The 24,957-nt window shown below is 40.1% G+C and carries 24 protein-coding genes, 1 pseudogene and 1 riboswitch; of the genes and pseudogenes, 20 read left to right on the forward strand and 5 right to left on the reverse strand.

Features of this window, described 5'->3' with window-relative positions; genetic code table 11:
* Positions 1-303, forward strand: a pseudogene (locus tag H592_RS24315) (IS4 family transposase); the annotation flags it as partial.
* A 14-nt stretch (positions 304-317) separates the two neighbouring features.
* On the opposite strand, the gene H592_RS22945 reads toward H592_RS24315, so the two are convergent.
* The 4 genes from H592_RS22945 to H592_RS0119855 all read right to left on the reverse strand — a co-directional run bounded on the left by H592_RS22945 (position 318) and on the right by H592_RS0119855 (position 2,155).
* Positions 318-908, reverse strand: coding sequence for a multinuclear nonheme iron-dependent oxidase (locus tag H592_RS22945; RefSeq protein ID WP_084296348.1), 591 nt, complete (start codon positions 906-908; stop codon positions 318-320).
* 93 nt (positions 909-1,001) lie between these two features.
* Complete coding sequence (locus H592_RS0119845) at positions 1,002-1,277, reverse strand: BufA1 family periplasmic bufferin-type metallophore (RefSeq protein WP_028870302.1); 276 nt, start codon at positions 1,275-1,277, stop codon at positions 1,002-1,004.
* Between the two features lie 49 nt (positions 1,278-1,326).
* The gene (locus H592_RS0119850; RefSeq protein ID WP_028870303.1) at positions 1,327-1,641 is read right to left on the reverse strand and encodes a thioredoxin family protein; all 315 of its coding nucleotides are present in this window, start codon (positions 1,639-1,641) and stop codon (positions 1,327-1,329) included.
* Between the two features lie 28 nt (positions 1,642-1,669).
* Entirely contained in the window at positions 1,670-2,155 is a 486-nt protein-coding gene (locus H592_RS0119855) for a YHS domain-containing (seleno)protein (RefSeq protein ID WP_028870304.1), read from the reverse strand.
* Between the two features lie 152 nt (positions 2,156-2,307).
* On the opposite strand from H592_RS0119855, the gene H592_RS0119860 reads away from it, so the two are divergent.
* A complete protein-coding gene (locus H592_RS0119860) occupies positions 2,308-3,129 on the forward strand; it encodes an AraC family transcriptional regulator (protein WP_028870305.1) in 822 nt (273 codons plus the stop codon).
* A gap of 189 nt (positions 3,130-3,318) precedes the next feature.
* On the opposite strand, the gene H592_RS0119865 is transcribed toward H592_RS0119860, so the two are convergent.
* Positions 3,319-3,900: a PEP-CTERM sorting domain-containing protein gene (locus H592_RS0119865; RefSeq protein WP_028870306.1), complete on the reverse strand. Its 582-nt coding sequence runs from the start codon at positions 3,898-3,900 to the stop codon at positions 3,319-3,321.
* A 447-nt stretch (positions 3,901-4,347) separates the two neighbouring features.
* A riboswitch (cobalamin riboswitch) is annotated at positions 4,348-4,425 on the forward strand.
* A gap of 169 nt (positions 4,426-4,594) precedes the next feature.
* On the opposite strand from H592_RS0119865, the gene H592_RS0119875 reads away from it, so the two are divergent.
* The 18 genes from H592_RS0119875 to bluB all read left to right on the forward strand — a co-directional run bounded on the left by H592_RS0119875 (position 4,595) and on the right by bluB (position 24,811).
* Positions 4,595-5,413 (forward strand): DUF4198 domain-containing protein, encoded by an 819-nt coding sequence (locus H592_RS0119875; RefSeq protein ID WP_028870307.1) that lies wholly within the window; start codon positions 4,595-4,597, stop codon positions 5,411-5,413.
* A 67-nt stretch (positions 5,414-5,480) separates the two neighbouring features.
* Positions 5,481-6,089, forward strand: a complete 609-nt coding sequence (gene cbiM / locus H592_RS0119880) for a cobalt transporter CbiM (protein WP_028870308.1) — start codon at positions 5,481-5,483, stop codon at positions 6,087-6,089.
* The gene (locus tag H592_RS0119885) at positions 6,089-6,763 is read left to right on the forward strand and encodes a hypothetical protein (protein WP_028870309.1); all 675 of its coding nucleotides are present in this window, start codon (positions 6,089-6,091) and stop codon (positions 6,761-6,763) included. Before cbiM ends, H592_RS0119885 begins: the two co-directional genes overlap by 1 nt.
* Positions 6,763-7,569 (forward strand): cobalt ECF transporter T component CbiQ, encoded by an 807-nt coding sequence (gene cbiQ, locus H592_RS0119890; RefSeq protein ID WP_028870310.1) that lies wholly within the window; start codon positions 6,763-6,765, stop codon positions 7,567-7,569. Before H592_RS0119885 ends, cbiQ begins: the two co-directional genes overlap by 1 nt.
* A complete protein-coding gene (locus tag H592_RS22950; RefSeq protein WP_037072335.1) occupies positions 7,541-8,230 on the forward strand; it encodes an energy-coupling factor ABC transporter ATP-binding protein in 690 nt (229 codons plus the stop codon). Before cbiQ ends, H592_RS22950 begins: the two co-directional genes overlap by 29 nt.
* A gap of 21 nt (positions 8,231-8,251) precedes the next feature.
* Positions 8,252-10,093, forward strand: coding sequence for an AAA family ATPase (locus H592_RS0119900; RefSeq protein WP_051369282.1), 1,842 nt, complete (start codon positions 8,252-8,254; stop codon positions 10,091-10,093).
* 108 nt (positions 10,094-10,201) lie between these two features.
* Positions 10,202-11,683, forward strand: a complete 1,482-nt coding sequence (locus H592_RS22955; protein WP_084296349.1) for a cobyrinic acid a,c-diamide synthase CobB — start codon at positions 10,202-10,204, stop codon at positions 11,681-11,683.
* 9 nt (positions 11,684-11,692) lie between these two features.
* Positions 11,693-12,877 carry a cobalt-precorrin-5B (C(1))-methyltransferase gene (locus H592_RS22960; RefSeq protein WP_051369283.1) on the forward strand — a complete coding sequence of 395 codons (1,185 nt, stop codon included), beginning with the start codon at positions 11,693-11,695 and terminating at the stop codon, positions 12,875-12,877.
* A complete protein-coding gene (cobK, locus tag H592_RS22965) occupies positions 12,874-13,677 on the forward strand; it encodes a precorrin-6A reductase (protein WP_051369284.1) in 804 nt (267 codons plus the stop codon). The genes H592_RS22960 and cobK overlap by 4 nt, the downstream gene beginning before the upstream one ends.
* Positions 13,667-14,308, forward strand: coding sequence for a precorrin-8X methylmutase (locus H592_RS0119920; RefSeq protein ID WP_028870312.1), 642 nt, complete (start codon positions 13,667-13,669; stop codon positions 14,306-14,308). Before cobK ends, H592_RS0119920 begins: the two co-directional genes overlap by 11 nt.
* Complete coding sequence (gene cbiE, locus H592_RS0119925) at positions 14,308-15,729, forward strand: precorrin-6y C5,15-methyltransferase (decarboxylating) subunit CbiE (RefSeq protein ID WP_245600459.1); 1,422 nt, start codon at positions 14,308-14,310, stop codon at positions 15,727-15,729. The genes H592_RS0119920 and cbiE overlap by 1 nt, the downstream gene beginning before the upstream one ends.
* A 2-nt stretch (positions 15,730-15,731) precedes the next feature.
* Entirely contained in the window at positions 15,732-16,493 is a 762-nt protein-coding gene (gene cobI / locus H592_RS22970) for a precorrin-2 C(20)-methyltransferase (protein WP_037072336.1), read from the forward strand.
* Positions 16,490-17,263 carry a cobalt-precorrin 5A hydrolase gene (locus H592_RS0119935; protein WP_028870314.1) on the forward strand — a complete coding sequence of 258 codons (774 nt, stop codon included), beginning with the start codon at positions 16,490-16,492 and terminating at the stop codon, positions 17,261-17,263. Before cobI ends, H592_RS0119935 begins: the two co-directional genes overlap by 4 nt.
* A 62-nt stretch (positions 17,264-17,325) precedes the next feature.
* Positions 17,326-18,111, forward strand: coding sequence for a precorrin-3B C(17)-methyltransferase (cobJ, locus tag H592_RS0119940; protein ID WP_028870315.1), 786 nt, complete (start codon positions 17,326-17,328; stop codon positions 18,109-18,111).
* A gap of 248 nt (positions 18,112-18,359) precedes the next feature.
* A complete protein-coding gene (gene cobM, locus H592_RS0119945) occupies positions 18,360-19,166 on the forward strand; it encodes a precorrin-4 C(11)-methyltransferase (protein WP_028870316.1) in 807 nt (268 codons plus the stop codon).
* A complete protein-coding gene (gene cobW, locus H592_RS0119950; protein ID WP_028870317.1) occupies positions 19,150-20,259 on the forward strand; it encodes a cobalamin biosynthesis protein CobW in 1,110 nt (369 codons plus the stop codon). The genes cobM and cobW overlap by 17 nt, the downstream gene beginning before the upstream one ends.
* A gap of 6 nt (positions 20,260-20,265) precedes the next feature.
* On the forward strand, positions 20,266-24,099 hold the full coding sequence (cobN, locus tag H592_RS0119955; protein WP_028870318.1) for a cobaltochelatase subunit CobN: 3,834 nt from the start codon (positions 20,266-20,268) through the stop codon (positions 24,097-24,099).
* 58 nt (positions 24,100-24,157) lie between these two features.
* Positions 24,158-24,811, forward strand: a complete 654-nt coding sequence (bluB, locus tag H592_RS0119960; RefSeq protein ID WP_028870319.1) for a 5,6-dimethylbenzimidazole synthase — start codon at positions 24,158-24,160, stop codon at positions 24,809-24,811.
* The last annotated feature ends 146 nt before the right edge of the window (positions 24,812-24,957 follow it).

The following is a 24,957-nucleotide window of genomic DNA, read 5'->3' on the forward strand; positions in this document are numbered from 1 at the left end:
GCCTCAATACACCTAACTGGCCTAAGGTTTTGCATTCTGCTTTTTGCCAAACAAGAAGAAGGCTCGGCAAGACTTAGTGATGTAAGAAATGATTTTGAAGAAAATTTGAGTTGCCTGAACTTTGCCAGTAAATTGTGGGGATTATTCAAAGCGTTGATCGCGGGTGCATTAAATGAAATGACAAGTTTAACAAACGTTGATAAACATGACGTGTTAAACAAAATTGAAAAAATGGTTGTCGATTTTTTTACGCAAGTCATGCAAATGGATAGTTTCACCTTGCGGCAAGAGGCGCTAGAATGATGAAACGTCCACTTTTATGGGCTAAAAGTGAACTCCGAAACTTGAGTATTAACCGCAATATTATTAATATCTAACAATATTTTTGCACCAGTACGTTGGCTCAGTGCTGCTAAAAAAGTAGCTTCTGAAATATGACTTTGTTCGAACGTTAAATATGATGACACATTTTCTATAATCAGTGGTCGGCCTAAAAAAGACTGTACCTTATCTACTTTGATACACATCCTGTCTAAGCTGGCATGCGTATGTTCAATAGGCAGCAAATCACCACTATGTATTAATTGTCCTTGCTGCTGACCCCAAGTAAAACAGGCATGTTCTGACATTAAAAAAGGGTCAATACTGTCTGTTAGTTTCTTCAAACGCTGCAAATAATCGTTAGGAATATTTTCACGAGAGCCTAAACCCATGGATGTGGAGTGCAGACTGATTGGGTATTTTTCGCGAACTTGGTGTAACACAGATAGCGCAGCACCACCTTCACCAAAAAAATTTTCAGAGTGTACTTCTACAAAATCAACTTGCTTAGCTTGTGTTAATACGTCAGTAAAATGTGGATGCCTTAAACCGACACCAATTAATATATTCTGATTATTTACTGACATATTACTTTTCCTATAATTTATAGCCGTTTCATTCAGTTTGAGATCTCTATTTCACTCGTTTTATAGAGTTGTTCTTCATTCTGATTGCTAGGGCTACGAGTTTGCTTTGTAATGCGCTTTCGCTTCAGCTTTTGATAACCCACCAAGTGTAGAACAAGTCCCTTTTGCAACGAGTTTCCACTCACCTTTATCATTATCAAGTGATGATTGACCAGCACATGAATGGGTACCTGCTAAATTTGCGCAGTCATTTTGACCTGCCGCTGCGATGCCGTAACACTTTTCTTTACTCGCTGCTTGTGCAGGCGCCGAAACACCTGCGGCAATAACCGCCGCTAAGGCTGCGCTTGCTAATAATTTATGACTCATAAAAAAATCCTCTGAAGGTTTATTAGTGATGCATTGTTAAATGAAGCAACTAAATATATTGCTCTAACCATTGCATCAATTGGACTGGCGGCATGCCACCGACCTGTTGTGCAATAATCTCGTTATTTTTTACTAGTAATAGCGTTGGTACGCTTCGTATGCCGTAATCTATCGCGTCATGTTGTGAAGCATCAACATCCACTTTAATGGTGTTAAGGCGTTGGTTCATTGCATTGGATACATTTTCAACAACAGGTGTCATCGATTGGCAGGGCCCGCACCAAGACGCACTAAAAAAGAGTAGTGAATGTTCGTGCTCTAATAATAAATCATCAAGAGAGTCGTTAGCGGTTAGTTGCTTCATGGTTAAATCTCGCTTATTGCTATTAGTGTTATTCGTTTATTTTTTCAATTTGAGCTTCAGTCAAACCTTTAATACCCGTCCAGTTAACTTGTGCGGTTTCAAGGAAACCTGGGACATCTTTTAACCATTGTCTTTGTACATCTTTGTTAAGGTTTAAATATAATTTATCGCCTTTGATATGCCATGCTGTTGGGTCAGTATCAAACTTCTGATTCATCGCTACACCCATCGCACAAAAGCCACCGTATTGTGGAGCATACTTAGCCGGCGTTGCTTTAAATAAATCACGGTTATCGGCATTTGAAAAGTGGTAGATAGCACCATTGTAAGCGGCTGTATATTTGTCAGAGCCTTTAGTCGGTGCACCTTTAGTAAAGTATGAAACGGTATCGTAGCCCTGAATTGCTAGGTCGTTACTATTTGCATTAACTTCAATGTTGGCTGCAAAACTGAAGCTGCTGACTAACAGTGCAGAGCTTATTAGTGTGGATTTGATGAGTGATGAAAGTGTCATTGTATTTCTCCATGTTTAATAACGATAGTTTTAAATTAAGTCAGGACAGATGCTGGCTTGGTTAATAATATAAGGCTTTCAATCTAGTGAAAGGGATGACATAGTCCATAGTTTGAACCCAATCGTCCAAAGTGGTCAGGGAGAGAGTAACAATGGATCAACTTTCAATTATCTTGAAGCGGTTTTCGATGAACACGGAAGTCTTTTTTACTGGCAATTTGTGTGGCATTAGTCATTTTGATAAACAACCTAATCAAGGCCATTTACACCTTTTACAGGCAGGTGAGTTAACGCTTATTGATGAGCTGGGCAAATCTCAATTGTTTAATCAGCCGACGGTATTATTTATTCCTTTACCACATACTCATCGTATTGTTGGTAATCCTAATAATCCACCGAAGTTGGTCTGTGCTAATGTAATTTATAATGAAACAACATCTAATCCGATTGCAGAAGCTCTGCCTACCTTGCTGCATTTTAATCTCAATGATTGTCCTAAAATAAAACAGACGTCACTGGCATTATTTGAAGAGGCTTTTGAAGATAGATGCGGTCGATTACCTATGATTAACTCCCTGACGGATATTTTTATTATTTATATTCTTAGGCATGTATTGAGTCATAAAATGATCAAGCATGGTTTATTAGCTGGATTATCTCACCCTCAAATTTCTAAAGTTATCTTAGCTATCCAAGATGCGCCCGAGCGGCAATGGGGGTTAGAGGAGATGGCAGAACTGGCATTAATGTCACGTTCTAAATTTTCTGAATTATTTAAACGCCTTGTTGGTCAAAGCCCTGGAGACTATGTTATTGATTGGCGAATTATTGTAGCGAAAAGTTTATTAAAGAAAAATAAGTCAGTGTCATTAGTCGCCAATGCAGTGGGTTATGAGAACGGGTCTGCACTTGCTCGCGTCTTTAGAAAAAAACTAGGTATGTCACCTAAGGAATGGCTGGAAAAAATGAAGTGATTCAATGCATGAAAATAGAGGTCGAAAATTCTGTAGTAGGAAACTAGATCCTAAGAATAGAAAGTCTACAGCGATAAGATTGTAAGTATTAAGCTGTAAAATGATGGGTTGGAAATATAGAGTAGCTGTAAAGCTACTCTATAAAAGGCAATGCGAGAATAGCTATTTTATAACAGCTATTTGATAAAGTTAGGCTTTACGACGACGCGCGGCTACTAAGCTAATTAAGCCTAAACCAAATAAGGCCATTGCACCAGGTGCAGGAACTGAAGCAATTTTTGCGACTTCAGTTGCTTGTGTACCATTTCTTAATACACCGTAAGTAAGTAGAGTCGCTGCACCAGTGTTTTCCCAGAACAACAAATCAAAAGATACTAAACCAGTATCTGCAAAGCTAATCAGCCCGCTACTTCTTTTAGCTGTATTTGCATTGTAGGTATAGACTGGATTACCCGCTAGACTAACTATCATGCCATCATCGTGGAAAAACTTCAGTGCAGAATATAAAGAAGTGTCAACAAAACCTGTTGCAGTTAATACAAACGTTTGATTATGACCATTATCAAATCCAGGCGCTCCATCTGCTGCAGCATCGCTGTAAAAAATATTATCACTTTCAAATGAAGATGTTGAGGCAGTTGCGCTATCAATAACTGCTTGAGATTGTGCAATATTGCTTAAAGATGAGTTTGTCTCATAGATATTAATAAGAGCTGCATTTGCGTTTAAAGCCATTAGTGAAGTAACGGCTGCTATGATGATTTTTTTCATGAAATTGATTCCTTTCGTTGTTAGGTTGTTTTTATAATACTCATTAATGATTAACTAGTATTGAGTATATATTGCATAGTAAAGCAGTAATCATGCCAATATGATAATATGTTAAAATTCAGGTTCTTACTGAGTTGCCGTATGATCTCTGTTTTAATGTGTAAATTTATTCGTCATAAATGCTTATTTTTATACAACGGCTTCTGCTGCATTTATTACAGGTGTTGCCGATCATAAAAAATTTGACGGTACAAAAATAATGTTCATAAAACACAGGTAAAGTATTTAGCGATATCAGCACTTGTATTATTAAGCATAAAATAGGTGCTTTATATTGACTGTTTGACCTGTATCAAGTTATGGTTCTGCCTCCTTTGGATATCGTGTTAAAACGATGCATTTGTAGTGGTCATTAATCCCGTTATATCGGTTACCATCACATCTGTTTGGGAACTTGGTTAAAGACCAAGGCTGCCCCCGCAACGGTAGAGCAATATTTATTGATTTTGCTGAGCCCGGATACCAAACCTCTGGATGATACTTGCTTTTGACGCAAGTACCGTGGTGTTGCGGAGGGCTTCACCGGCTGGTTTATCTTTATTAAGCATATTGGCAACAGTCATGTATTGCTTATTCTAGGTGTTCCATCTCCTCCACAACTTCGCCTGTTCATTAATCAGACGGAGATTTTTCTGTGTTAACCTTTAAAAAACTAAAACAATTTTCTAATCCCTTCATTTTAGCCGTAACCTGTATGCTTTCATTTTCGGCCAATGCTCATTTCCAAATGCTTTACACCCCTGAATTGTTACATGCAAAAGGCGGGGCAATCAGCTTTAAAATGCCTTTTACACATCCAGCTGCAAGCGGACATGTGATGGCTGTGGATAAACCTGAAGCTTTTTACATGATTAAAAAAGGTAAAAAGACCGACCTTATTGACACGGTTACTGATATTGAGTGGGAAAGCGCAGTTGATAAAGGCCATGCTTATCAGGCAGATGTGAAGTTACGTGGTTTAGGTGATTATGTCTTTATTGCACAGCCTTCTCCTTATTTTGAAGCAGAAGAAGATATTTATATTCAACAAATCACCAAAACAATTGTGAATGTTGGTAACCTCCCTACAGACTGGAATAAAGACATTGGGTTAACGGCTGAAATAGTGCCACTCACTAAACCTTATGCTATTTATGAAGGCGGTATTTTTAGTGCGGTAGTGAAGTCTAATGGCAAGCCAGTTCCATTTGCTGCTGTTGAAGTCGAATTTATGAATTATGTACCGGATATGCAAAATAATCATTTTGCTAAAGAACCGATCATGACACCGCCTTCGGATATTTTTGTAACTCAGACTATCTACACCGATGCGAACGGCACCTTCCACTTTTCATTATTAAAAGCAGGGCAGTGGGGATTTGCCGCGTTAGGTATAGGAGAAAAAACAACTTATCAAGGTAAAGCGTTATCACAAGACGCGGTTATTTGGGTGCAAGCGACTAAGTTACCATAGCCTTTGTAGCGTTAGCTTTTATAGGCGCAACGTATTACTTAGACGTATCACTTTAAACGGATAAATTATGCATATTGTTGATGGTGCTCTGTCAGTACCGGTATTAGTCAGTGGCGCAGTTTTGGCTGTTGTCGGTGTTTTTATTGGTCTAAAAAAAATGGACTATGACCACCTGCCATTGGTGGGCGTATTAGCTTCTGTATTTTTTATTGCTTCTTATATCCATTTACCCTTGGGCTTTTCTAGTGTGCATTTAATTATGAATGGACTACTCGGCATTATTTTAGGCTGGGTTGCTTTTCCGGCATTATTAGTGGCATTGCTATTACAGGTTATTTTCTTTGGCTTTGGCGGTTTACTCGTATTGGGTGTTAATACCGTCAATATCGCGTTACCGGCAGTGATTATTTATTATCTTTGTTACAAAGGCATTCGCCATGAAAGTGCTAAAGTTGCAGCTATTTGGGGCGCGATTGGCGGTGCTGGCGCCATTATCATTACCTCGGTGATGGTGGCTTTTTCATTAGCGTTATCGGGTGAGTCATTTGTATTAGCGGCAAAAGCAGTATTACCTGCGCATATTCCTATTATGATCGTGGAAGGTTTTGTTTCTTATGCTGCAGTCTATTTAATTCATACGGTAAAACCTGAGTTTATTACTAAGGAAAAAAGTTAATGAAAAGATTTTATTCATTATTTATTTTATTGCCTTTTTTATGGTCACTGACAATGAATGCTTTAGCGCATAATGTCGTCGGTGGTGTTTACGTCAATGGTTTTGATATTGAAGGTGAAGCTGGTTTTTCTAATGGTGCGATGGCTAATGCGGGGACGTTGGTTAAAGTGTCTGATCAGTCGGGGACGCCGCTGGGGGAAGTGGTGACTGATGAAGATGGCTTTTTTATATTCACTGCTAGAAAACGTATTAATCATGTGTTTGAAATAAATATGGGAGCGGGGCATACGTTAAAAATGCTATTACCTGCTGAAGAGTTGCCTGAAGATCTAGACAATATTGTGAATAATAATATTAACAGTGGCAATAGTGCCAATAGCAGCAATATAGATACTTCTAGCGCCGCTACCTCTGCGTCTAAAACGTCTGTAAATACTAAAACAAGTACAATCACTAGCCAAAATATGAATAATGTGCCGATGTTAAGCGCCCAAATTACGCCATTAATGTTAGATAAAGCGATTGCTAAACAGATAAAACCTTTACGCAAAGAGATCCAAGCATTAAAAGAAAAATCAGGGTTCCGCGATATGATCGGTGGTATTGGCTATATCTTTGGTTTGCTGGGATTGGTGGCTTTTTTACGTGAACGTAAATTAAAGGCTAACAAGTAATGTCGCAGGGGCTAGAGCATAGTTTGACGTCATGGTCAGGACAAGCACTAAAACATCAAGCATCATGGATAGATGCAATTGATGCACGTGTGCGTGTGGTTTGCTCGGGGTTATTTGCGCTAGTTGTCGTTTTAAGCAGTCATTTTGTGCCGACCTTAGTCGGTTTGTTAGCTGCTTTTATACTGGTGAAGTCGAGCAAACTCAATATAAAGCGTACCTTGCGTCGAGTGATTGCGATGGATTTGTTTATGTTAACGCTAATATGTGTTTTGCCGTTTACCACACCCGGTGATGCGATGTTTAGTGTGTTTGGTTTTGATGCTAGTTGGCAAGGTTTAGCACATGCGTTATTAATCACTATTAAAGCGAATGCGGTGTTGTTAGTGTTATTTTCATTAGTAGCAACGATGAGTGCATCAACTCTAGGGCATGCACTTGCACATCTTAAAGTACCTGATAAATTAGTTCACTTAATGTTATTTATGGTGCGTTATTTAGATGTGATCAGCCAAGAATATAAAAAGATGCGTCGTGCAATGCAAGCGCGTGCTTTTGTATTACGCACCAATCAACATACTTGGAAAAGCATCGGTTACTTATTTGGCATGCTATTAATTCGTTCTGTAGAGCGTGCTGAACGTATTTCAGGTGCCATGAAGTGTCGTGGTTTTTGTGGACGTTATTATCTTAACGATGATATGAAAATGCGTCGCGTAGATGCTATTTTTGGTTTTGCTTTTTTCTGTTTCTTAATACTGTTAATAGGGCTCAATATTGATGACTTATTCAAATCAACCGCTGATTAAGATAGAAAACCTTAGTTACGCTTATCCAAGGCGTGGCAGTGTATTAAAAGCCATTAACTTTGTTTTACATCGCAGTGAACGGGTTGTTATTAATGGTGATAACGGAGCAGGAAAAACGACGTTATTACATTTAATTGTTGGCCTTAAAAAAGCCAAGCAAGGTGACATTATTGGCTTTGGTGAGAACTGTAAAACTGAGAAGCAGTTTAATCAGTTACGTGCTAAGGCGGGATTATTATTTCAAGATCCAGATGACCAGTTGTTTTGTCCAACGGTATTAGAAGACGTCATGTTCGGACCGTTAAATTTAGGGCTTACTAAGCAACAGGCGATTGAAAAGTCATTACAAACTTTGAAACAGTTAGGCATGCAAGGGTTTGAGTCACGTATTACCCACCAACTTTCCGGTGGTGAAAAACGCATGATCACCTTAGCCAGTGTATTAGTGATGGAGCCACAAGTATTAATTTTAGATGAACCAACTAACGCATTAGATGAGAAAGCTAAAATGCGTCTTTTAAATGTGTTGCAAGCATTGCCTCAGGCAATGATCATCATCTCCCACGATAAGATATTTTCAGACCAATTAGCAACGCGCCAATTAAACCTGCAAGATGGTTTATTAACTGAAGCATCAAATCCCGCGGTCGCTGTGGCTTAAGCCGCATTAGAGAGAATTAAAATGAGCAGCTACATCAATAATTATAATGACCCATCACAACAGGCTATTTTTCCTTTTAGCGCGGTGCAAGGGCAACCTCTGTTTAAGTTAGCGCTATTGCTTGCAACGGTTAATCCCCTGATTGGTGGTGTATTAATTTCAGGACCTCGTGGCTGTGCTAAATCAACCTTAGCACGCGCCGTGTCAGACTTGTTGCCCGTTAAGGATGAACAGACTCCACAATTTGTCACGTTACCTTTAGGTGCAAGCGAAGAGATGCTGATAGGAACATTGGATTTAGACCATGTACTAAAAGATAAACAAGTTAAATTTTCTCCTGGCTTATTAAAAAAAGCGCATAACGGCATATTGTATGTTGATGAAGTTAATCTGTTGCCTGATCATTTGGTTGACCAGTTATTAGACGTGGCGAGCAGCGGCGTAAATGTTGTCGAACGTGATGGTATTAGCCATGCTCATGATGCCCGTTTTACTCTAATTGGCACCATGAATCCCGATGAAGGTGAGTTGCGTCCACAATTAAAAGATCGCTTTGGTTTGATGGTTGAATTAGATAATACGTACAGCCTCAATGAGCGTATTAATATTGTTAAAACACGACAACGTTTCGAACTTGATAAAATTGCTTTCTGTGATGATTACCAAGCAGAACAAATTTTTTTACAGCAACAAATTAGCGATGCACAGAAATTATTACCAACAGTGCAGTGTAACGATGATTGTTTAATCGAAATAGCCACGCGTTGCCAACAAGCAAATGTAGATGGGTTGCGTGCTGATATTATGATGCATCGAGCGAGTTTGACGCATGCCGCCTGGTGTGGACGAAAAGCAGTAACCTTTGATGATATCGCGCAGGTTGCACCTCTTGTTTTATCGCACCGTATGCAACATGCGGGATCTCCGCCGCCGTCATCAACACCACCGTCATCTCCACAGACTGAAAAGAGCAATAATAGCGGTGGCTTTTCTCGTCCTCAAGCGCCGCAAAAAACACAATCATCACGTGAATCTAGCGTTAACCCAAGTAATAAACATAATGCGAGAGACTCAGACGCGACTTCTGATTTGAATAATGATGGTCGTTCAGGTGAGTGGGGGGCGATGCCTGCTCAATCGGGAGAAGCTCAAAAAACTAACAGCACGCTCAATATCGAATTACCAACATTAAAAAAAAGTACATTAAGTGATGTATTTAAGCCCAACTTATTGAGCGAGCAACATAATAAAAATAAACAAGGTAAAACAACCAAAGGTGAGAGAAAGTCAACCTTAAATAGCCACAAACCAGATTGGTTTAAAACCTTAACAACGAGTTTAGGGCAATGGCCGCCAGCGCAGTTTTCCTTTAAAAAAATTGCAACGGGTGAACAGAGGTTACACCTTATTTTATTAGATACTTCTGCTTCGACATTAAGTGATAGCTTGTCTGCTATTGCTAAATCGGTAGTGATGAATATTACCGATAGCGCTTATTTACAGCGAGATAAAATCAGTTTGTTAGGGTTTGGTAATAATAACGTCGAAACGATCATTAAAGCAGGTCGAGCACCTAAACAGGTGGCTCGTTTGTTAGATGATATTAGTGCTTTGGGTGGCACACCTTTGCGTCTTATTTTAGAAAAAGCCTCACAGAGTATTAAGCAGCTGACCCATCAATATCCTGGACTATCGTTTTTTTGTTATCTGATCACCGATGGCCGAAGCCGTGTTGATATTGCTGATTTAAAACTTAAAGTACCGACTTTATTGATAGATATTGAAAAAGCACAGATAAAACGTGGTCGTGGAAAGTTATTAGCCCTGCAATTAGATGCCCAATATCTAGCTATACAGTGCTAGCTATAAAGCGATGAGATATCTAGCTATAAAGCGGTTAGCTATAAAGCACCTAAAAATTCAGCATTCAAATAGGTAGCTAGTGTTATTTAACATGAAGAGATTAATTCGATGAAAGAAAAAGCAAGTTGTCCGGCACTATTTTTGGCCGCTCCTGCATCAGGACAGGGTAAAACAACCATTACGTCTGCTATTGCACGCTATTTTACTGAGCAAGGCAAGGTCGTGCGTGTTTTTAAGACTGGCCCTGATTATCTTGACCCGCAAATTCTAGCGCAAGCATCACACGGGCATGTTGAACAGTTAGACATGTGGATGGCCGGTGAAAACTACTGTCAGCAAAAATTGTATGAAGCAGCTTTAGAAGCCGACCTTATCTTAGTCGAAGGTGCGATGGGGTTATTTGATGGGGAACCCTCAAGTGCTGACTTAGCCGCTCGTTTTAATATTCCCGTTGCAATTGTGATGGATGTAAAAGGCATGGCACAAACTGCCGCCGCCGTTGCGATTGGTTTAGCTAACTTTCGTGATGACTATAGTTGCTATGGTTTAATCGCTAATAATTGTAGCAGCGAGCGTCACGCGCAATTAATTAGAGAGGCATTGGCTGAACAATTACCGTTATTAGCGTGTCTTAAAAAAGATGCTGATATTGCCTTGCCTGAACGTCATTTAGGATTAGTGCAAGCCAGTGAAGTCTTTGATGAATTAGAACAAAAATTCACATTGGGGTGCGAATGGTTAGCTGATGGTGTTAAGCGTGCTAATGGTAATGAAAGTACAGAAAAACTATTACTCACATTACCGCCAAGCGTTGATTTTTATGCCGGTGAAATCAAAAAAGTAGGCAAATTACTCGAAGGTAAAAAAATCGCCATTGCCCGTGATCTTGCTTTTAGTTTTATCTATCAAGCGAATACGCGATTATTAGAAGAGATGGGTGCAACACTGCATTATTTCTCGCCGCTAAAAGATACGCAATTACCTGACGCTGATGCTTTATGGTTACCCGGTGGATACCCTGAATTATACGCTCAGCAACTTGCGGCGAATACTCAATTACAAACACAAATTACTGGTTTTTATAATGCCGGTAAACCTGTACTCGCGGAGTGTGGTGGATTTCTTTATTGTTTAAACGAGCTGGTGGATCTTGATAACAAGCATCATAAAATGTGTGGTGTGTTAAATGGTCAAGGCAGTATGTCAGGTAAACGTGGTTGTCAGGGCATGCAAAAAGCAATGCTACCGGAAGGTGAAATACACGGCCATGCGCATCATCGATCGCGTGCGATCATGGAAGTAGATGCAATGGGGTATGGGCAACGTCAACGTCACCCTGCACCCGGTGAAGCCATTTATCGTGATAAGAAATTAACGGCGAGTTACTTACATCTATTTTTCCCGTCTAATCCAACGTTGATTGCTGATTTGTTTACCGGGAAATTACAAGCAGTGGATCAGCAAAAGCTAACAGATTGGCAGAATTATGCCGCTTCAGGCACTGATAAAAATTCTGTAGATAAAAAGCAAGCGGCTAATAAGCAGCAAGCATCTAGTCAACAGCATGCCGCTATGCAAGCTCAACAATAGGGAACGTTTATGTGGCCTGAATCGAGTGAAACAGAGCAACCATTACGTAATGGTTTAACCACAGGAAGCTGCGCAACAGCTTGCTGTGTTGCTGCTGTGCGCTCATTACTGGCAAATAAACAACCCAATAGCGTTGAAATTACCTTACCGCGTGGAGAGAAGGTTGACCTTGATATTATCAGTTACCAACCGATCGACAATGGCATTCGTACCAGCACCATTAAAGATGCCGGTGACGACCCCGATGCCACTCACGGAGCGACCTTGTTTGTTGAACTATGTTTAACCGCTGAACAAGGTATTAAATTTAAAGCTGCTGAAGGTGTGGGTACAGTCACTCGCGAGGGTTTAGTCCTTGCCATCGGTGAACCGGCGATTAATCCTGTTCCGCGTAAAATGATGACTGGGCACCTTGAACATTATGCGCTCGCTTATCAATATGCTGGTGGCTTTGAAGTTTCTGTTGGGATTGAAAACGGCGAGCAGATTTCTTTAAATACGATGAACAGTCGTTTGGGGATTATTGGTGGTTTATCTATTCTAGGCACAACCGGTATTGTACGTCCTTATTCCTGTGCTGCTTATATTGCTTCTATTCATCAAGGCATTGATGTTGCGCGTGCTAATAACTTCACTCATTTAGCTGCTTCGACCGGTATTGCTAGTGAGCATGCGATTAAAGAATTTTATCAAATGAATGAAGTGAGCTTAATTGAGATGGGTGACTTTGTGGGTGCTATGTTGAAATATTTACGTCGTGAAAAAGTCGATCCTAAAACGGGTAATAGAATTCAAAAGCTCAGTATCAGTGCTGGTTTTGGTAAATTAACTAAGCTCGCAAATGGTCATTTGGACCTTAATAGTCGTCAATCCAGCATCGATTTTCAGCAGTTAGCCAATATTGCAAAATCTTTAGGCGCATCACAGGCATTACAACAACAAATTCTAGAGGCTAACACCACTATTGAAGTGTTAAATAAAACCAAAGCGGCGGGGTTAGATATTGCGACAGTTGTGTGTATGGAAGCATTAAAATTTGCCAAAACCATTGTTCATGAATCCATTGAAGTAGAGGTCTGGGCCGTTGATAGAAAAGGTTTATTTGTGGCAAATAGTTACAATGATCGCTTTGATAAAAATGGACATCGGATTAACATATCAGACGAACAACGTAATAGTGAAAAAAAACCATGAAAGTTCTAGTTATTGGTGGCACAGCAGATGGGCGTAAACTTGCGACTCAATTGTTTGAGTTGGGATTTGATGTGATTTATAGCATTGCTGGCATAGTGCGTAAAGCGACCGTTCCAGGGCCTGTTATTAGTGGCGGTTTCACACAATTTGGTGGTTTGGCAACTTATATTTCTGACCATAAAATTACTCATCTTATTGATGCTACCCATCCTTTTGCTGAGACAATGAGTAATACCATTGCACAAGTGAGCAATGACCTGTCGATTCCTGCCATACGTTTTCACCGTAAGCCATGGCCTAAAACCGATAATGATTATTGGGTAGAGGTGTCTGAATGGCCTGAATTAATCGCAAAAGTGGCTCAACATCAATCCTTATTTATGACTGCAGGGCAAATCTCGCAGGATGTTATTGAACAATTGGCCAAACAAGCTAAACATCTATTATTGCGCACTGCGATGCCCGCTAAAGTAGAGCTTCCAGCTAATGTCACTTGGTTAAAAGCAATTGGACCTTTTCTACTAGAAGATGAAAAGCAGTTACTTCAAGCCTATAAAATAGATGCAATTATTAGTAAAAATAGCGGTGGTGACGCTACCTACGCAAAAATACAAGCAGCGGCACAAGCGGGTATTCCTGTTTACCAATTTAAACGCCCACAGCTTGCGCCATTACAGTATGAGTTTGATAATGCAGCGGATTGTGTTGCCTTATTACAAACCTGCTTAACATCAATTAAATTGCCTAAATCTGCTTTCGCGTCCTCTGCGGCATCAACTGAGTTTAAAAATGAAATTTGATTATATCCACGATCCAAGCTTGATCGAGAATGAAAGCTTTCGCCAAATTAGAACCTTAACAGACCTCGACCATTTATCCATAGAAGCGCAACAAGTGGTAATGCGTGTTGTACATAGCGTGGGTATTCCTGCAGTTGCTTCACAGGTTAGGTTGAGTGAACGCGCTTGCCAATCGGGTATTGAAGCATTGCAAAAAGGGGCATCAATCCTGTGTGATGTGGAGATGGTTAAACAAGGCATCACCAAACGAATGATTAAAACGGATCCATTGTGTTTTTTAAACGCAGAAGGAGTGCCAGAACGTGCTAAAGCAACGGGCGAAACCAGAACCATGGCAGCACTAACCGCTTGGTTACCTTATCTGCAAGGCAGTGTAGTAGTGATTGGTAATGCACCTACTGCATTGTTTCGTTTATTAGAAATGATTGCTCAAGGAGCACCTAAACCGGCTTTGATTATTGGTATGCCCGTTGGGTTTGTCGGTGCCGCTGAATCTAAGCAAGCGTTATGGGATGTTCATCAACAGTTAGGTATCGAATGTATCACTTTATTAGGCCGAGAAGGTGGCAGTGCTGTATCTAGCGCGAGCTGTAATGCCTTATTACGTTGTATCAAAGGAGAGTTGTATTAATGAGTATCATTAAAAAATTAATGAAAATGTTCGAGATTAATGTTGCTAGTAAAGTTAAATCATCGTCTAAGGCTACGCGAGAAATCGCAGTGATTGGTTTAGGGGTGGCTGAAAATGCGATGCTCAGCGAACAAGCTTTAATCGCGCTGCAATCTGCGGATCTTGTCATTGGATCTGAGCGTCAATTATTAACATTAGAAAAGCACTTAGCGGTACAACCTAAGATAGAAACCATAGGGGAAGGTGAGCAGCAACAAGTTGAACCTCAAACTCCGAGTTTGCCACCGAGAACAGAAATAATCCCTAAATTAAAAGATTTGAAAGTGCTAATAGAAACCGAGCAAAAAGTGGTTGTATTAGGCTCTGGTGATCCCCTTTATTACGGTATTGGTACTTGGATCAGCAAACACTTTAACGATGCAACAGTACGTTTTTTCCCAGCCGTTTCTAGTATTACACAAGCTTGTCATAGCCTGTCGATTGCACAGCAAGATGTAAATGTGATCAGTCTGCATGGTCGTCCGTTGGCAAAATTGAAAGTAGCCTTAAAAGCGCAGCAAACCTTATTGCTGTTAACCGATAAAGACAGCTTGCCACATCACCTTGCGGCAGTTTGTGTAGACTCTGGGTTTGTTGATGCTGAAATCATTGTGTGTGAGCGTCTTGGTTACACAGAGCAAAAAATATCTCGATTCACAGCACAAGCGTTATTAGAAGCGGAGTCTGAAGGCGCCTTGCAAAATTTTGATGCGTTACATGTATCTTTTGTCATTTGTGGTGCGAATAAAGGTTTCTTGCCTGAGTTCCCCGGCATTAAAGATGCTGATTTCGAAACGGGCGAGTTAGGTAGTAAAGGTATGATCAGTAAACGCGAAGTGCGTTTATCTATCTTGTCGTTATTACAACCAAGTAAAAGAGACATTATTTGGGATATTGGCGCAGGTTGTGGTGGTGTTTCGATTGAGATGGCGTATTGGCAACCTAAAGCAAAAATTTATGCCATTGAGCATAACCAAGCGCGATTCGATTGTTTATTACTCAACAAGCAAAAGTTTGGTGTGGTTAATAATTTAAAAACTACCTTTGGACGAGCACCAGAAGCACTGACTGGCTTACCAACACCGAATAAAATATTTATTGGTGGGAGTGACGGAGCGCTTCCTGAGCTACTTGAGTCACTATGGGAAAAACTGCCAGAAGACGGACAAATTGTGGTCTCTGCCGTGATGGAAAAAACTAAATCTCAATTATTAGATTTTTACATAAAACGCAGTGATGTTAATGATAGTAAGTTAGAGACATTACAAGTTGCCGTTAATAAAAGTAGAACCTTAGGTGGTCAGCTTGCTTACCGCCCAGCATTGCCAGTGAGTTTGTTTAGCTTTATTAAAAAGAGCAATAAAGAAATAGTAGAGGAATAGAAATGAATGATCTTGCTTCAACAGCCCAAGGTGGCCTGTTTATTGGTGTGGGTGTTGGCCCGGGTGACCCTGAGTTATTGACCTTAAAAGCATATCGTGCGATTCAACATGCAGATGTTATTTGTTATTTAGAAAATGAATCAGGACAATCGCAAGCACTTGATATCGCTGTTGAAGCATTGAGAAGTCCTATTAAAAAGCAGCAACATTTAGGCGTGCGTTTTGCGATGTCTCGTGAACGTGTTGCGGCTAATTTAGCTTACGACAAAGCGATAGGGCAAATTCATGAGCAATTAAAACAAGGAAAAACGGTTGTATTTTTATGTGAAGGAGACCCTTTGTTTTTTGGATCTTTTACTTATTTATTAGAGCGTTTAGACAGCCAATACGCTTCACATGTTATTCCAGGTATTCCAGCTTTTGTAGCAGCGACGGCAGAACTTAAAATACCACTAACGGTATTAAAGCAATCTTTCGCCGTGATCACTGGACGTCATAGTGACGCAAAAATTAAAGCCGCTTTATTAGAACATGATGCCGTTGTGATCATGAAAGCAGGCATCGAAAGACCGCGTTTATTAGCGTTATTAAAAGAAACAAAACGTTTTGATGACGCTAACTATTTAGAATATATCAGCCGAGATAATCAACAAGTGATCACTGATTTAAACCTTTTAGAGAATATAGCCGGACCTTACTTTTCATTATTTGTCATTACCCGTAAAGAACCGCCTCGGGAAGCTAATCAGGAAGAGAGGACGTGATTAGAATTATCTGCTTAACCGAAGTCGGGTTGCAATTAGCAAGGCGTTTACAGCACCTTTTGTCTGATACTGATGCTAAAAGTGAAGTGTGTTTCAAACCGACTCCTTTTATTGATTCAGTGCAAACTTATTTTAAACAACAAGACACGTTAGTGTTCATCTGTGCCACTGGCATCGTGATGCGTACTTTAGCGCCTGTTATCAAGGATAAATATACCGATCCTGCGGTATTAGTGTTAGATGAACAAGGGCAGTTTGTGATCCCTTTGTTATCGGGGCATGAAGGCGGGGCAAATGAGTTCGCACGACAAGTTTCAAACTTGCTAGAAAATCAATTAGTGATAACTACTGCCAATCGTTATTTAAACCCCATCTATGTAGTGGGGATGGGATGTGAACGACATTGCCCGGAAGCTGTTTTGCAAGGTTTATTGGATGAGTGTTTAACAACGGCGGGATTAACGATCAATGATATCAGTGCGATCACCAGTATCGATATCAAAAGCGATGAAGTGGGATTGATTGCATTATCGCAAAATTTACATAAACCGTATGTAACCTTTGATGCAGAAACCTTGGGGGCGATGGAAGAGCGATTGTCTACTAAGTCTGATTATATTTTTAAAACCGTCGGTGTGTATGGTGTTGCAGAATCGGCGGCATTATATCAAGCACAACAATTAACTAAGAATGGCAGCGAATTACTGCTCAATAAACAAAAAAATAAACAAGCTACCTGCGCAATTGCGCGCAGTTACAGTTTGTCTTAATCATCAGCTATCACTAGTGTAGCGAGTAAAAAATTTAAAACGTAAATATTAAAGAGAGAGTCATGAATAATAAAAAACAACTTTTTGTTGTCGGTATGGGACCGGGTGATGCTGACTTAGTGGCTCCTAAAGCATTAAAAGCAGTACAACAAAGTACCGATTTAGTGGCTTATGGACTGTATTTAGACTTGTTAGGTGAGCCTTGTAATAACAAGGTACACCATGATTTACCATTGGGTGAAGAGATTGGTCGTGCGCGCCTTGCATTAGATCTAGCGGCAAGTGGTAAAACTACTTCACTTATTTCAAGTGGTGATATCGGCATTTACGCAATGGCAACCTTAGTGTTTGAATTGTTGGATAGACAACTTCAAGGCCTTGAAGATCATCCTGAATGGTTAGAGGTTGAAATCGATGTTGTGCCAGGCATTTCAGCGATGCAAGCAGGCGCAAGCCGTATTGGTGCAATGTTAGGTCATGACTTCTGTACAGTGAGTTTGTCAGATCTTTTAACGCCGTGGGAAACGATCAATAAACGCATTCATAGTGCTGGTGAAGGCGATTTTGTTATCTCTTTTTATAACCCTGTATCTAAGAAACGTGATTGGCAGCTTAATCACGCCCGCGACGTATTATTAAAGTACCGTCCAGCTTCAACACCGGTTTTATTAGGCCGTCAATTGACCCGTGAAGATGAAAGTATCCGTATTATCCGTTTAGATGAGTTAGATGCAAAAGACGTAGATATGTTTACGTTAGTGAGTGTCGGTAATAGTGAGTCTCGTCATATCGTCAACGGCGATAAAAACTGGGTTTATACACCTCGAGGCTACAAGAAAAAATTATAGCTAATAGCGTTGCACTACGAACAATTTCTGCGTTTAAAGTGCTCACTTGGAAACTGTGCTCAGCGCTTGAAAAATGAATTATAGCGTCGCACTACGCGCAATTTCTGCGTTGAAAGTACTCACTTGGTAAACCAAGCTCCGTGCTTTCGCCTTGAACTAGCGTGAATTGCTTAGCCATAATTTATTTTGTAATAGTGAGTTAAAAGTAGCAATTAAAAGCTTAAAGTATTAATTAAGAAGGATTCTACATGAAAGTTTATTTTATTGGCGCAGGGCCGGGTGATCCTGAATTGATGACCATCAAAGGCGCGCGTTTGTTAAAGCAGTGTCCTGTTGTGCTATATGCGGGATCATTGATTCCACGTCAAACATTACAAGATGTTGAAGACAGTGCTGAGCTGATTGTTGATACGGCTAAAATCAATCTTGATGAGATGGAAGCGTATTTTGTTGAAGCTGCAAAAGCAGGTAAGGACGTTGCACGTTTACAGTGTGGTGATCCTGCTTTATATGGTGCTATTGCTGAGCAAATTCGTCGTTTAGAAAAACATGGTATTGATTATGAAGTCATTCCCGGTGTGAGTGCAACGGCTGCATCTGCTGCATATTTAGGCAAAGAGCTAACACTGTCTGGTGTATCGCAAACGGTGATCATGACTCGTTATGAAGGTAAAACACCTTTTCCTGAACGTGAGCGTTTACCGCAATTAGCACAAAGTGGCGCAACCTTAGCAATCCATTTAGGTATCACTAAAATCCGTAAAATCGTGGCCGAGTTAATTCCACATTACGGTGAAGATTGTCCTGTGGCGGTTTGTTACCGCAGTTCATGGCCTGACCAAGATAAAGTCACGGGTACATTAGCTGATATTGCAGAAAAAGTAGAAGCCAAAGGGTTTAAGTTAACGGCACTTATTTTGGTTGGTCACGTATTAGATACGACCAATTTTGAAGATTCGTACCTGTATAAAAAAGATAAACCTAATATTTTCCGTCGCCGTAAAAACACACTTTCCATTGAAGAATTAGAGGTCAAAAATGACAACAGCAAATAAGAACGTTTCATTAAATAAAATTCCAACGACGGTTGTAACAGGTTTTCTTGGTAGCGGTAAAACAACGTTATTAGCAAACTTGCTTAAGAAAGCAAAAGGCAAACGTATCGCCGTGATCATGAATGAATTTGGTGAATTAGATATCGATTCAGAATTACTACGTAGCTGTCCCTTTGATGAAGAAAGTGGATGCGAAGGAGATGGCGCAGAACTAGTCGGTGGCGATGATGGAATCTACGAATTAGCCAACGGTTGTATCTGTTGTACCGTAGAAGAAGAGTTTCTACCTGTGATGAAAAAATTGGTTGAACGTCGTGACCAAATCGATCATATCTTAATTGAAACATCAGGTTTAGCGTTACCAAAGCCATTAGTACAAGCCTTCAATTGGCCGGGTATTAAAGAATATTGCACGGTTGATGCTGTTATTACATTAGTTGATGGTCCTGCAATTGCAGCGGGTCGTTTTGCAGCTGATGAAGATAAAGTAAAACAACAACGTGCATTAGATGAAAGTTTAGATCACGACCCAAGCTTACAAGAACTATTAGACGATCAACTTAACTCTGCTGATTTAGTCGTCGTGAGTAAAAGTGATTTATTAACTGAAGAAGAGCAAGCACGCGTTAAAGCCGTTATAGAAAAACGTGTACCAAGTTCAGTTAAAACTGCCTATATCAATAATGGTGATGTGCCACTGGAAGTGTTAATTGGTATTAATGCGGGCACTGAAAAAACCATTGATAAAGTCCATAACCATCATGACCACCATCATGCTCACGGTGCACATCACGACCACGCACATGACCATTTTGATTCAATGGTGATCAGCTTAGGGACGGTTGATGCTGACAAACTAAAAGTAAGTGTTGAAAAACTATTAAACGAATTTAACTTATTCCGTATTAAAGGTTTTGCAGCTATTGAAAACAAACCTATGCGCCAAGTATTGCAAGCCGTTGGTAAACGTTTAGAAGTTCACTTCGACCGTTTATGGGAAGCGACTGAAACGCCAAAAACTGAATTAGTGTTGATCGGTAAGGGCTTAGACGAAGCTGCAGTTATTGCTATCTTAAAAAGCGCAGAGGTTTAATAACAAATGCATCTATTAGCGGCACAACCAGGCGGATTTATTGAAGAAGAAGGCATTGTCGATTTAGCGCAATCGCCAGCGCCTTTGGTTGTGTTTAGCGCTGCCGACAGCCAATTAACCGCGCTTTCTGCCGGATTTAAAAAGGTGACAGCTAAACAGGTGAATGCTGAATCTTCGAAAAACCTGTCTTCGAATAATAGCTTGGCTGAAACGCGTTTAGTTAATTGGACTAACTTACTAAAGCCTGCTGCTTTTGACCTTTATGAAGATAAAGTCCTAGAGCAAGCAGAAGTCGTGGTGGTGTCGCTATTAGGTGGTAAAGCTTATTGGCAATATGGTGTGGAAGGATTAATTCGCTGGTCAAAAGCAAAATCCAATCGCACACTTATTTTAGTACCCGGTGATGATAATGTTGACCCTGAGTTAATTGAATTATCAAATGTATCCGAAAAAATTCAACATCAAGTATGGCGATACTTACGTGCTGGTGGGTTGGATAATAGTGCACAGCTTTTTGCTTATTTGAATCAGCTTTATTTTGCGTCAAATATTGATGTTAATGACCCTCATTTTTTACCTGTTGCGCAGTTTTATAATGAGCAAAAAATCAGTCGTAAATGGAAAAGTGAGCAAAGTGTCGTTGCCCTGATTTTTTATCGAAGTCATTTACAATCGGCTAACTGTGAGATGTTTGAACAGTTTATTGAGTTGATGTCAGCGAATGGTTTAAACCCATTACCAATAGTGATTAGCTCGTTAAAAGATGAACAAGCCATGAGTGTGGTGAATCAACTTTTAAGTGAGCATGATTGTCGTTTGATTTTAAACAGTACAGGCTTTGCTGCGAATACAGTGAGCAGTCCCGGACTAAGTTCTCAACCGAATAGCTTTAAGCGTTTATTTGCCGTTGATATTCCTATTTTACAGCTAGTACTTTCTAGTAGTACGTTAGAGGATTGGACGAATTACAAACAAGGTTTACGTAGTCGTGATATTGCTATGCAGGTGGTATTACCTGAAATGGATGGCAAAGTATTAACCCGTGCCATTAGCTTTAAAACCGAAGCTTTTTTTGACGAAAAAACACAAATTTCATTAGTGCAATATCAATTACATAGCGAGCGTGCTTTGTTTGTGATTGAGTTGGCTAAAAAATATATTCAGCTTTCACTTACCGATAATAAAAACAAACGTATTGCGCTGATCTTAGCGAACTATCCAACCAAAGATGGCCGTATCGGTAACGGTGTAGGGCTGGATACGCCAAACTCAACTGTGAATATCTTAAATGCTTTAAAGGACGCGGGTTATCCTATTGATGGCGTGCCTGAAAACGGTAACAAACTGATTGAAACCTTATTAGAATCAGTGACCAACAACCCCAATACCTTACATCATTTAGCCTGTTGGCAGAGTTTGTCGTTAAGTGATTACAAAAAAGCCTTTGCAGATTTACCGTTAGTGAGTCAGCAAGCTATTACAGAACGTTGGGGTAACCCCGAAGATGATATTAAATGTCGTGATGGACGTTTGATGATCTCAGGGATTCGCTTAGGTGAAACCTTTGTCGGTATTCAACCTGCTCGTGGCTTTAATATTGATTTACTCGCTAACTACCATGACCCTGATTTAGTGCCTCCGCACAATTATTTAGCCTTCTATTTTTGGCTACGTTTTACTTATCAAGTGAATGCGGTTATTCATGTGGGTAAGCACGGTAATTTAGAATGGTTACCGGGTAAAGGGCTTGCGCTTTCTAATGAATGTTGGCCTGATGCAGTGTTAGGTCCAATGCCACATTTTTATCCTTTTATTGTTAACGATCCCGGCGAAGGAGCGCAAGCAAAAAGACGTACGCAAGCAGTGATTATTGACCATTTAATGCCACCGATGACGCGTGCTGAAACTTATGGCGAATTGGCTGAGCTTGAAGGTTTAGTCGATGAATATTATCAAGCTCAAGGTTTAGATGTGCGCCGTGAGGTGTGGTTGCGTGAACAAATTTTAGAAAAAGTACAAAGCACTAATATCCTTGATGAATTAAATGAAGCTGCACGTGAAGACGATAATCAAGTATTAGAAGAATTAGATACCTACCTTTGTGATATTAAAGAAGCGCAAATTCGTCATGGGTTACATATTCTTGGGCAACTGCCGGAACCACATAAAGTAGCGAATACCTTAATTGCTTTATTACGCTTGCCACGTGGTGAAGGCGTTATAAACCAAGGTATTTTACACGCTTTAGTGAGTGATTTTGTCTTGCAAGTAGATGGTAAAGCATTCGATCCTTTAGAAGCGACCCGTGAACAATGGTTGGATGAAAAGCCTTCATTATTAATGAAGGTGAGTGAAACCCTATGGCGAACGCATGCAGATACGCGTGAACGTTTAGAGTTGTTGGCCTTAGAATGGGTTGAACACTTTTTACTTAACGATAACGATCTTATTGAGCTGAATAATTATCCAGCAACACAGGCATTATTAACCTATGCAAAATCAACGATTCAAGCGGCGTTAAATCAAAGTGTTAAAAACGAATTAAGCGCAATCCTTGATGGTTTAGATGCTAAGTTTATTGAAGCTGGTCCAAGTGGTGCTCCTACTCGAGGCCGCTTAGATACATTACCAACAGGGCGAAATTTTTACTCTGTGGATAATCGCGCGATTCCCTCGAAAGCCGCTTGGGTATTAGGTCAACAATCGGCGCAAGCGTTAATCCATCGCCATCTACAAGAGCATGGAGATTATCCGAAACAGCTTGGTTTATCGGTGTGGGGCACTGCAACCATGCGCACTGGTGGTGATGATATTGCGCAAGCCTTTGCACTAATGGGTGTTAAACCGATTTGGGCGCAGGGCAGTAATCGTGTGGTGGATTTTGAGATTATTCCATTTCAATTATTGAATCGCCCAAGAGTTGATGTGACCTTAAGAGTTTCCGGTTTTTTCCGAGATGCTTTTGCTAATGTGATGGCATTGTTTGATGCGGCTGTGGTTGCCATTAGCGAACTCAATGAACCGGGCAACGGTAATTTAATCCAACAAAATATTAAACAACGTGAAGCACAGTTAATTGCCGATGGTATGGCAATTGGTGAGGCTAAACGCGAAGCCAGTTATCGTGTATTTGGTTCTAAACCGGGTGCTTATGGCGCAGGATTACAAGGTTTAATTGATGAGCGTTGTTGGGAAGAGAAAAGCGATTTAGCTGAAGCGTATTTAAACTGGGGCGGTTACGCCTACGGCAACAGCGATAAAGATGGTGTGCAGGCGAAAGATGCCTTTTTACATCAACTAAGTAACATTGAAGTGGTGGTACAAAACCAAGATAACCGTGAACATGATTTATTAGATTCCGATGACTATTACCAATTCCAAGGTGGCATGAGTAACGCGGCACAAGTGTATTCAGGTAAAGCACCAACCATTTATCATAGTGACCATAGTAATCCAAGTAAGCCGGTGATTCGTACCTTAAAAGAAGAATTGAATCGTGTGATCCGTTCGCGAGTTTTAAATCCTAAATGGATTGAAGGGATGCGTGAACATGGTTACAAAGGTGCTTTTGAAATGGGCGCCACGGTTGATTACCTGTTTGCCTATGATGCGACCACAGATTTGATTGCCGATTATCAATATGAGCAAGTGACTGACACGCTGCTGTTTGATGACGTTAATCAGCAATTTTTAAAAGATAATAATCCACAAATTATGGAAGAGATGGCCGAGCGTTTAATGGAAGCGGCGCAACGTGGTTTATGGCAAGCGCCTGAGGAATATAAAGAAAAGCTACAAGATTTCCTATTACAGTGTGATGAGATGCAAGAAGCTAAGTAAAGTCAGTTAGATATAAAGTAAAACAGAAGAAGACCTTAATTAAAAAAAGTAGTCAATAATGAAAAGTCAGCATAGCTATAGCCAAGTTGAAAAAGAAGCCGTTTATCGTGTTATTAAAGAGCGCCGAGATATGCGCCATTTTAGCAGTGAACCGCTTGAAAAAGGATTATTAACACGTTTATTAACGGTTGCTAACCAAGCACCAAGTGTTGGCTTAATGCAACCGTGGCGATTTATTCGTATTACAGATAATGCATTAAAATTATCAATAAAAACGCTGGTGGAAACTGAACGTAATATAACAGCAGAACTTTTGAATCAACGTAAGAATGACTTCTTAAAGTTAAAAGTAGAAGGTATTTCAGAGTGTGCTGAATTGATTGTGGTTGCCTTGCCTGAAGGGCGTGAAAAACATCTGTTTGGCCGTCGTACTATGCCTGATATGGATTTAGCGTCAGTGGCCTGTGCGATTCAAAATATGTGGTTAGCCGCACGTGCTGAAGGAATTGGTCTTGGTTGGGTTTCTTTGTTTGATCCCATTCAATTGGCTAATTTATTAAATATGCCTGAAGACAGTCGACCGATTGCTATTTTATGTATTGGTCACGTTGAAAAGTTTTATGAAAAACCAATGTTGATTGAACAAAATTGGGCTCAGGCTGCAGAAGTTGATACTTTTTTGTTTGAGAATAGTTGGCCAGAAACTAAGTAGTTGTACTTGTTACACTACTTGTCACATTAGTTATTACATTAGCTTCTACGTTAATTATAGCTATCTGAACCTAGAAAAATAACAATTGTCGATTGCTGTTTTAGCTGTCATTGATACCATGGCGAAATAAATGAGCTCAAAGCGAA

The organism is Psychromonas arctica DSM 14288 (assembly GCF_000482725.1).
In the GTDB taxonomy this organism is placed as follows: domain Bacteria; phylum Pseudomonadota; class Gammaproteobacteria; order Enterobacterales; family Psychromonadaceae; genus Psychromonas; species Psychromonas arctica.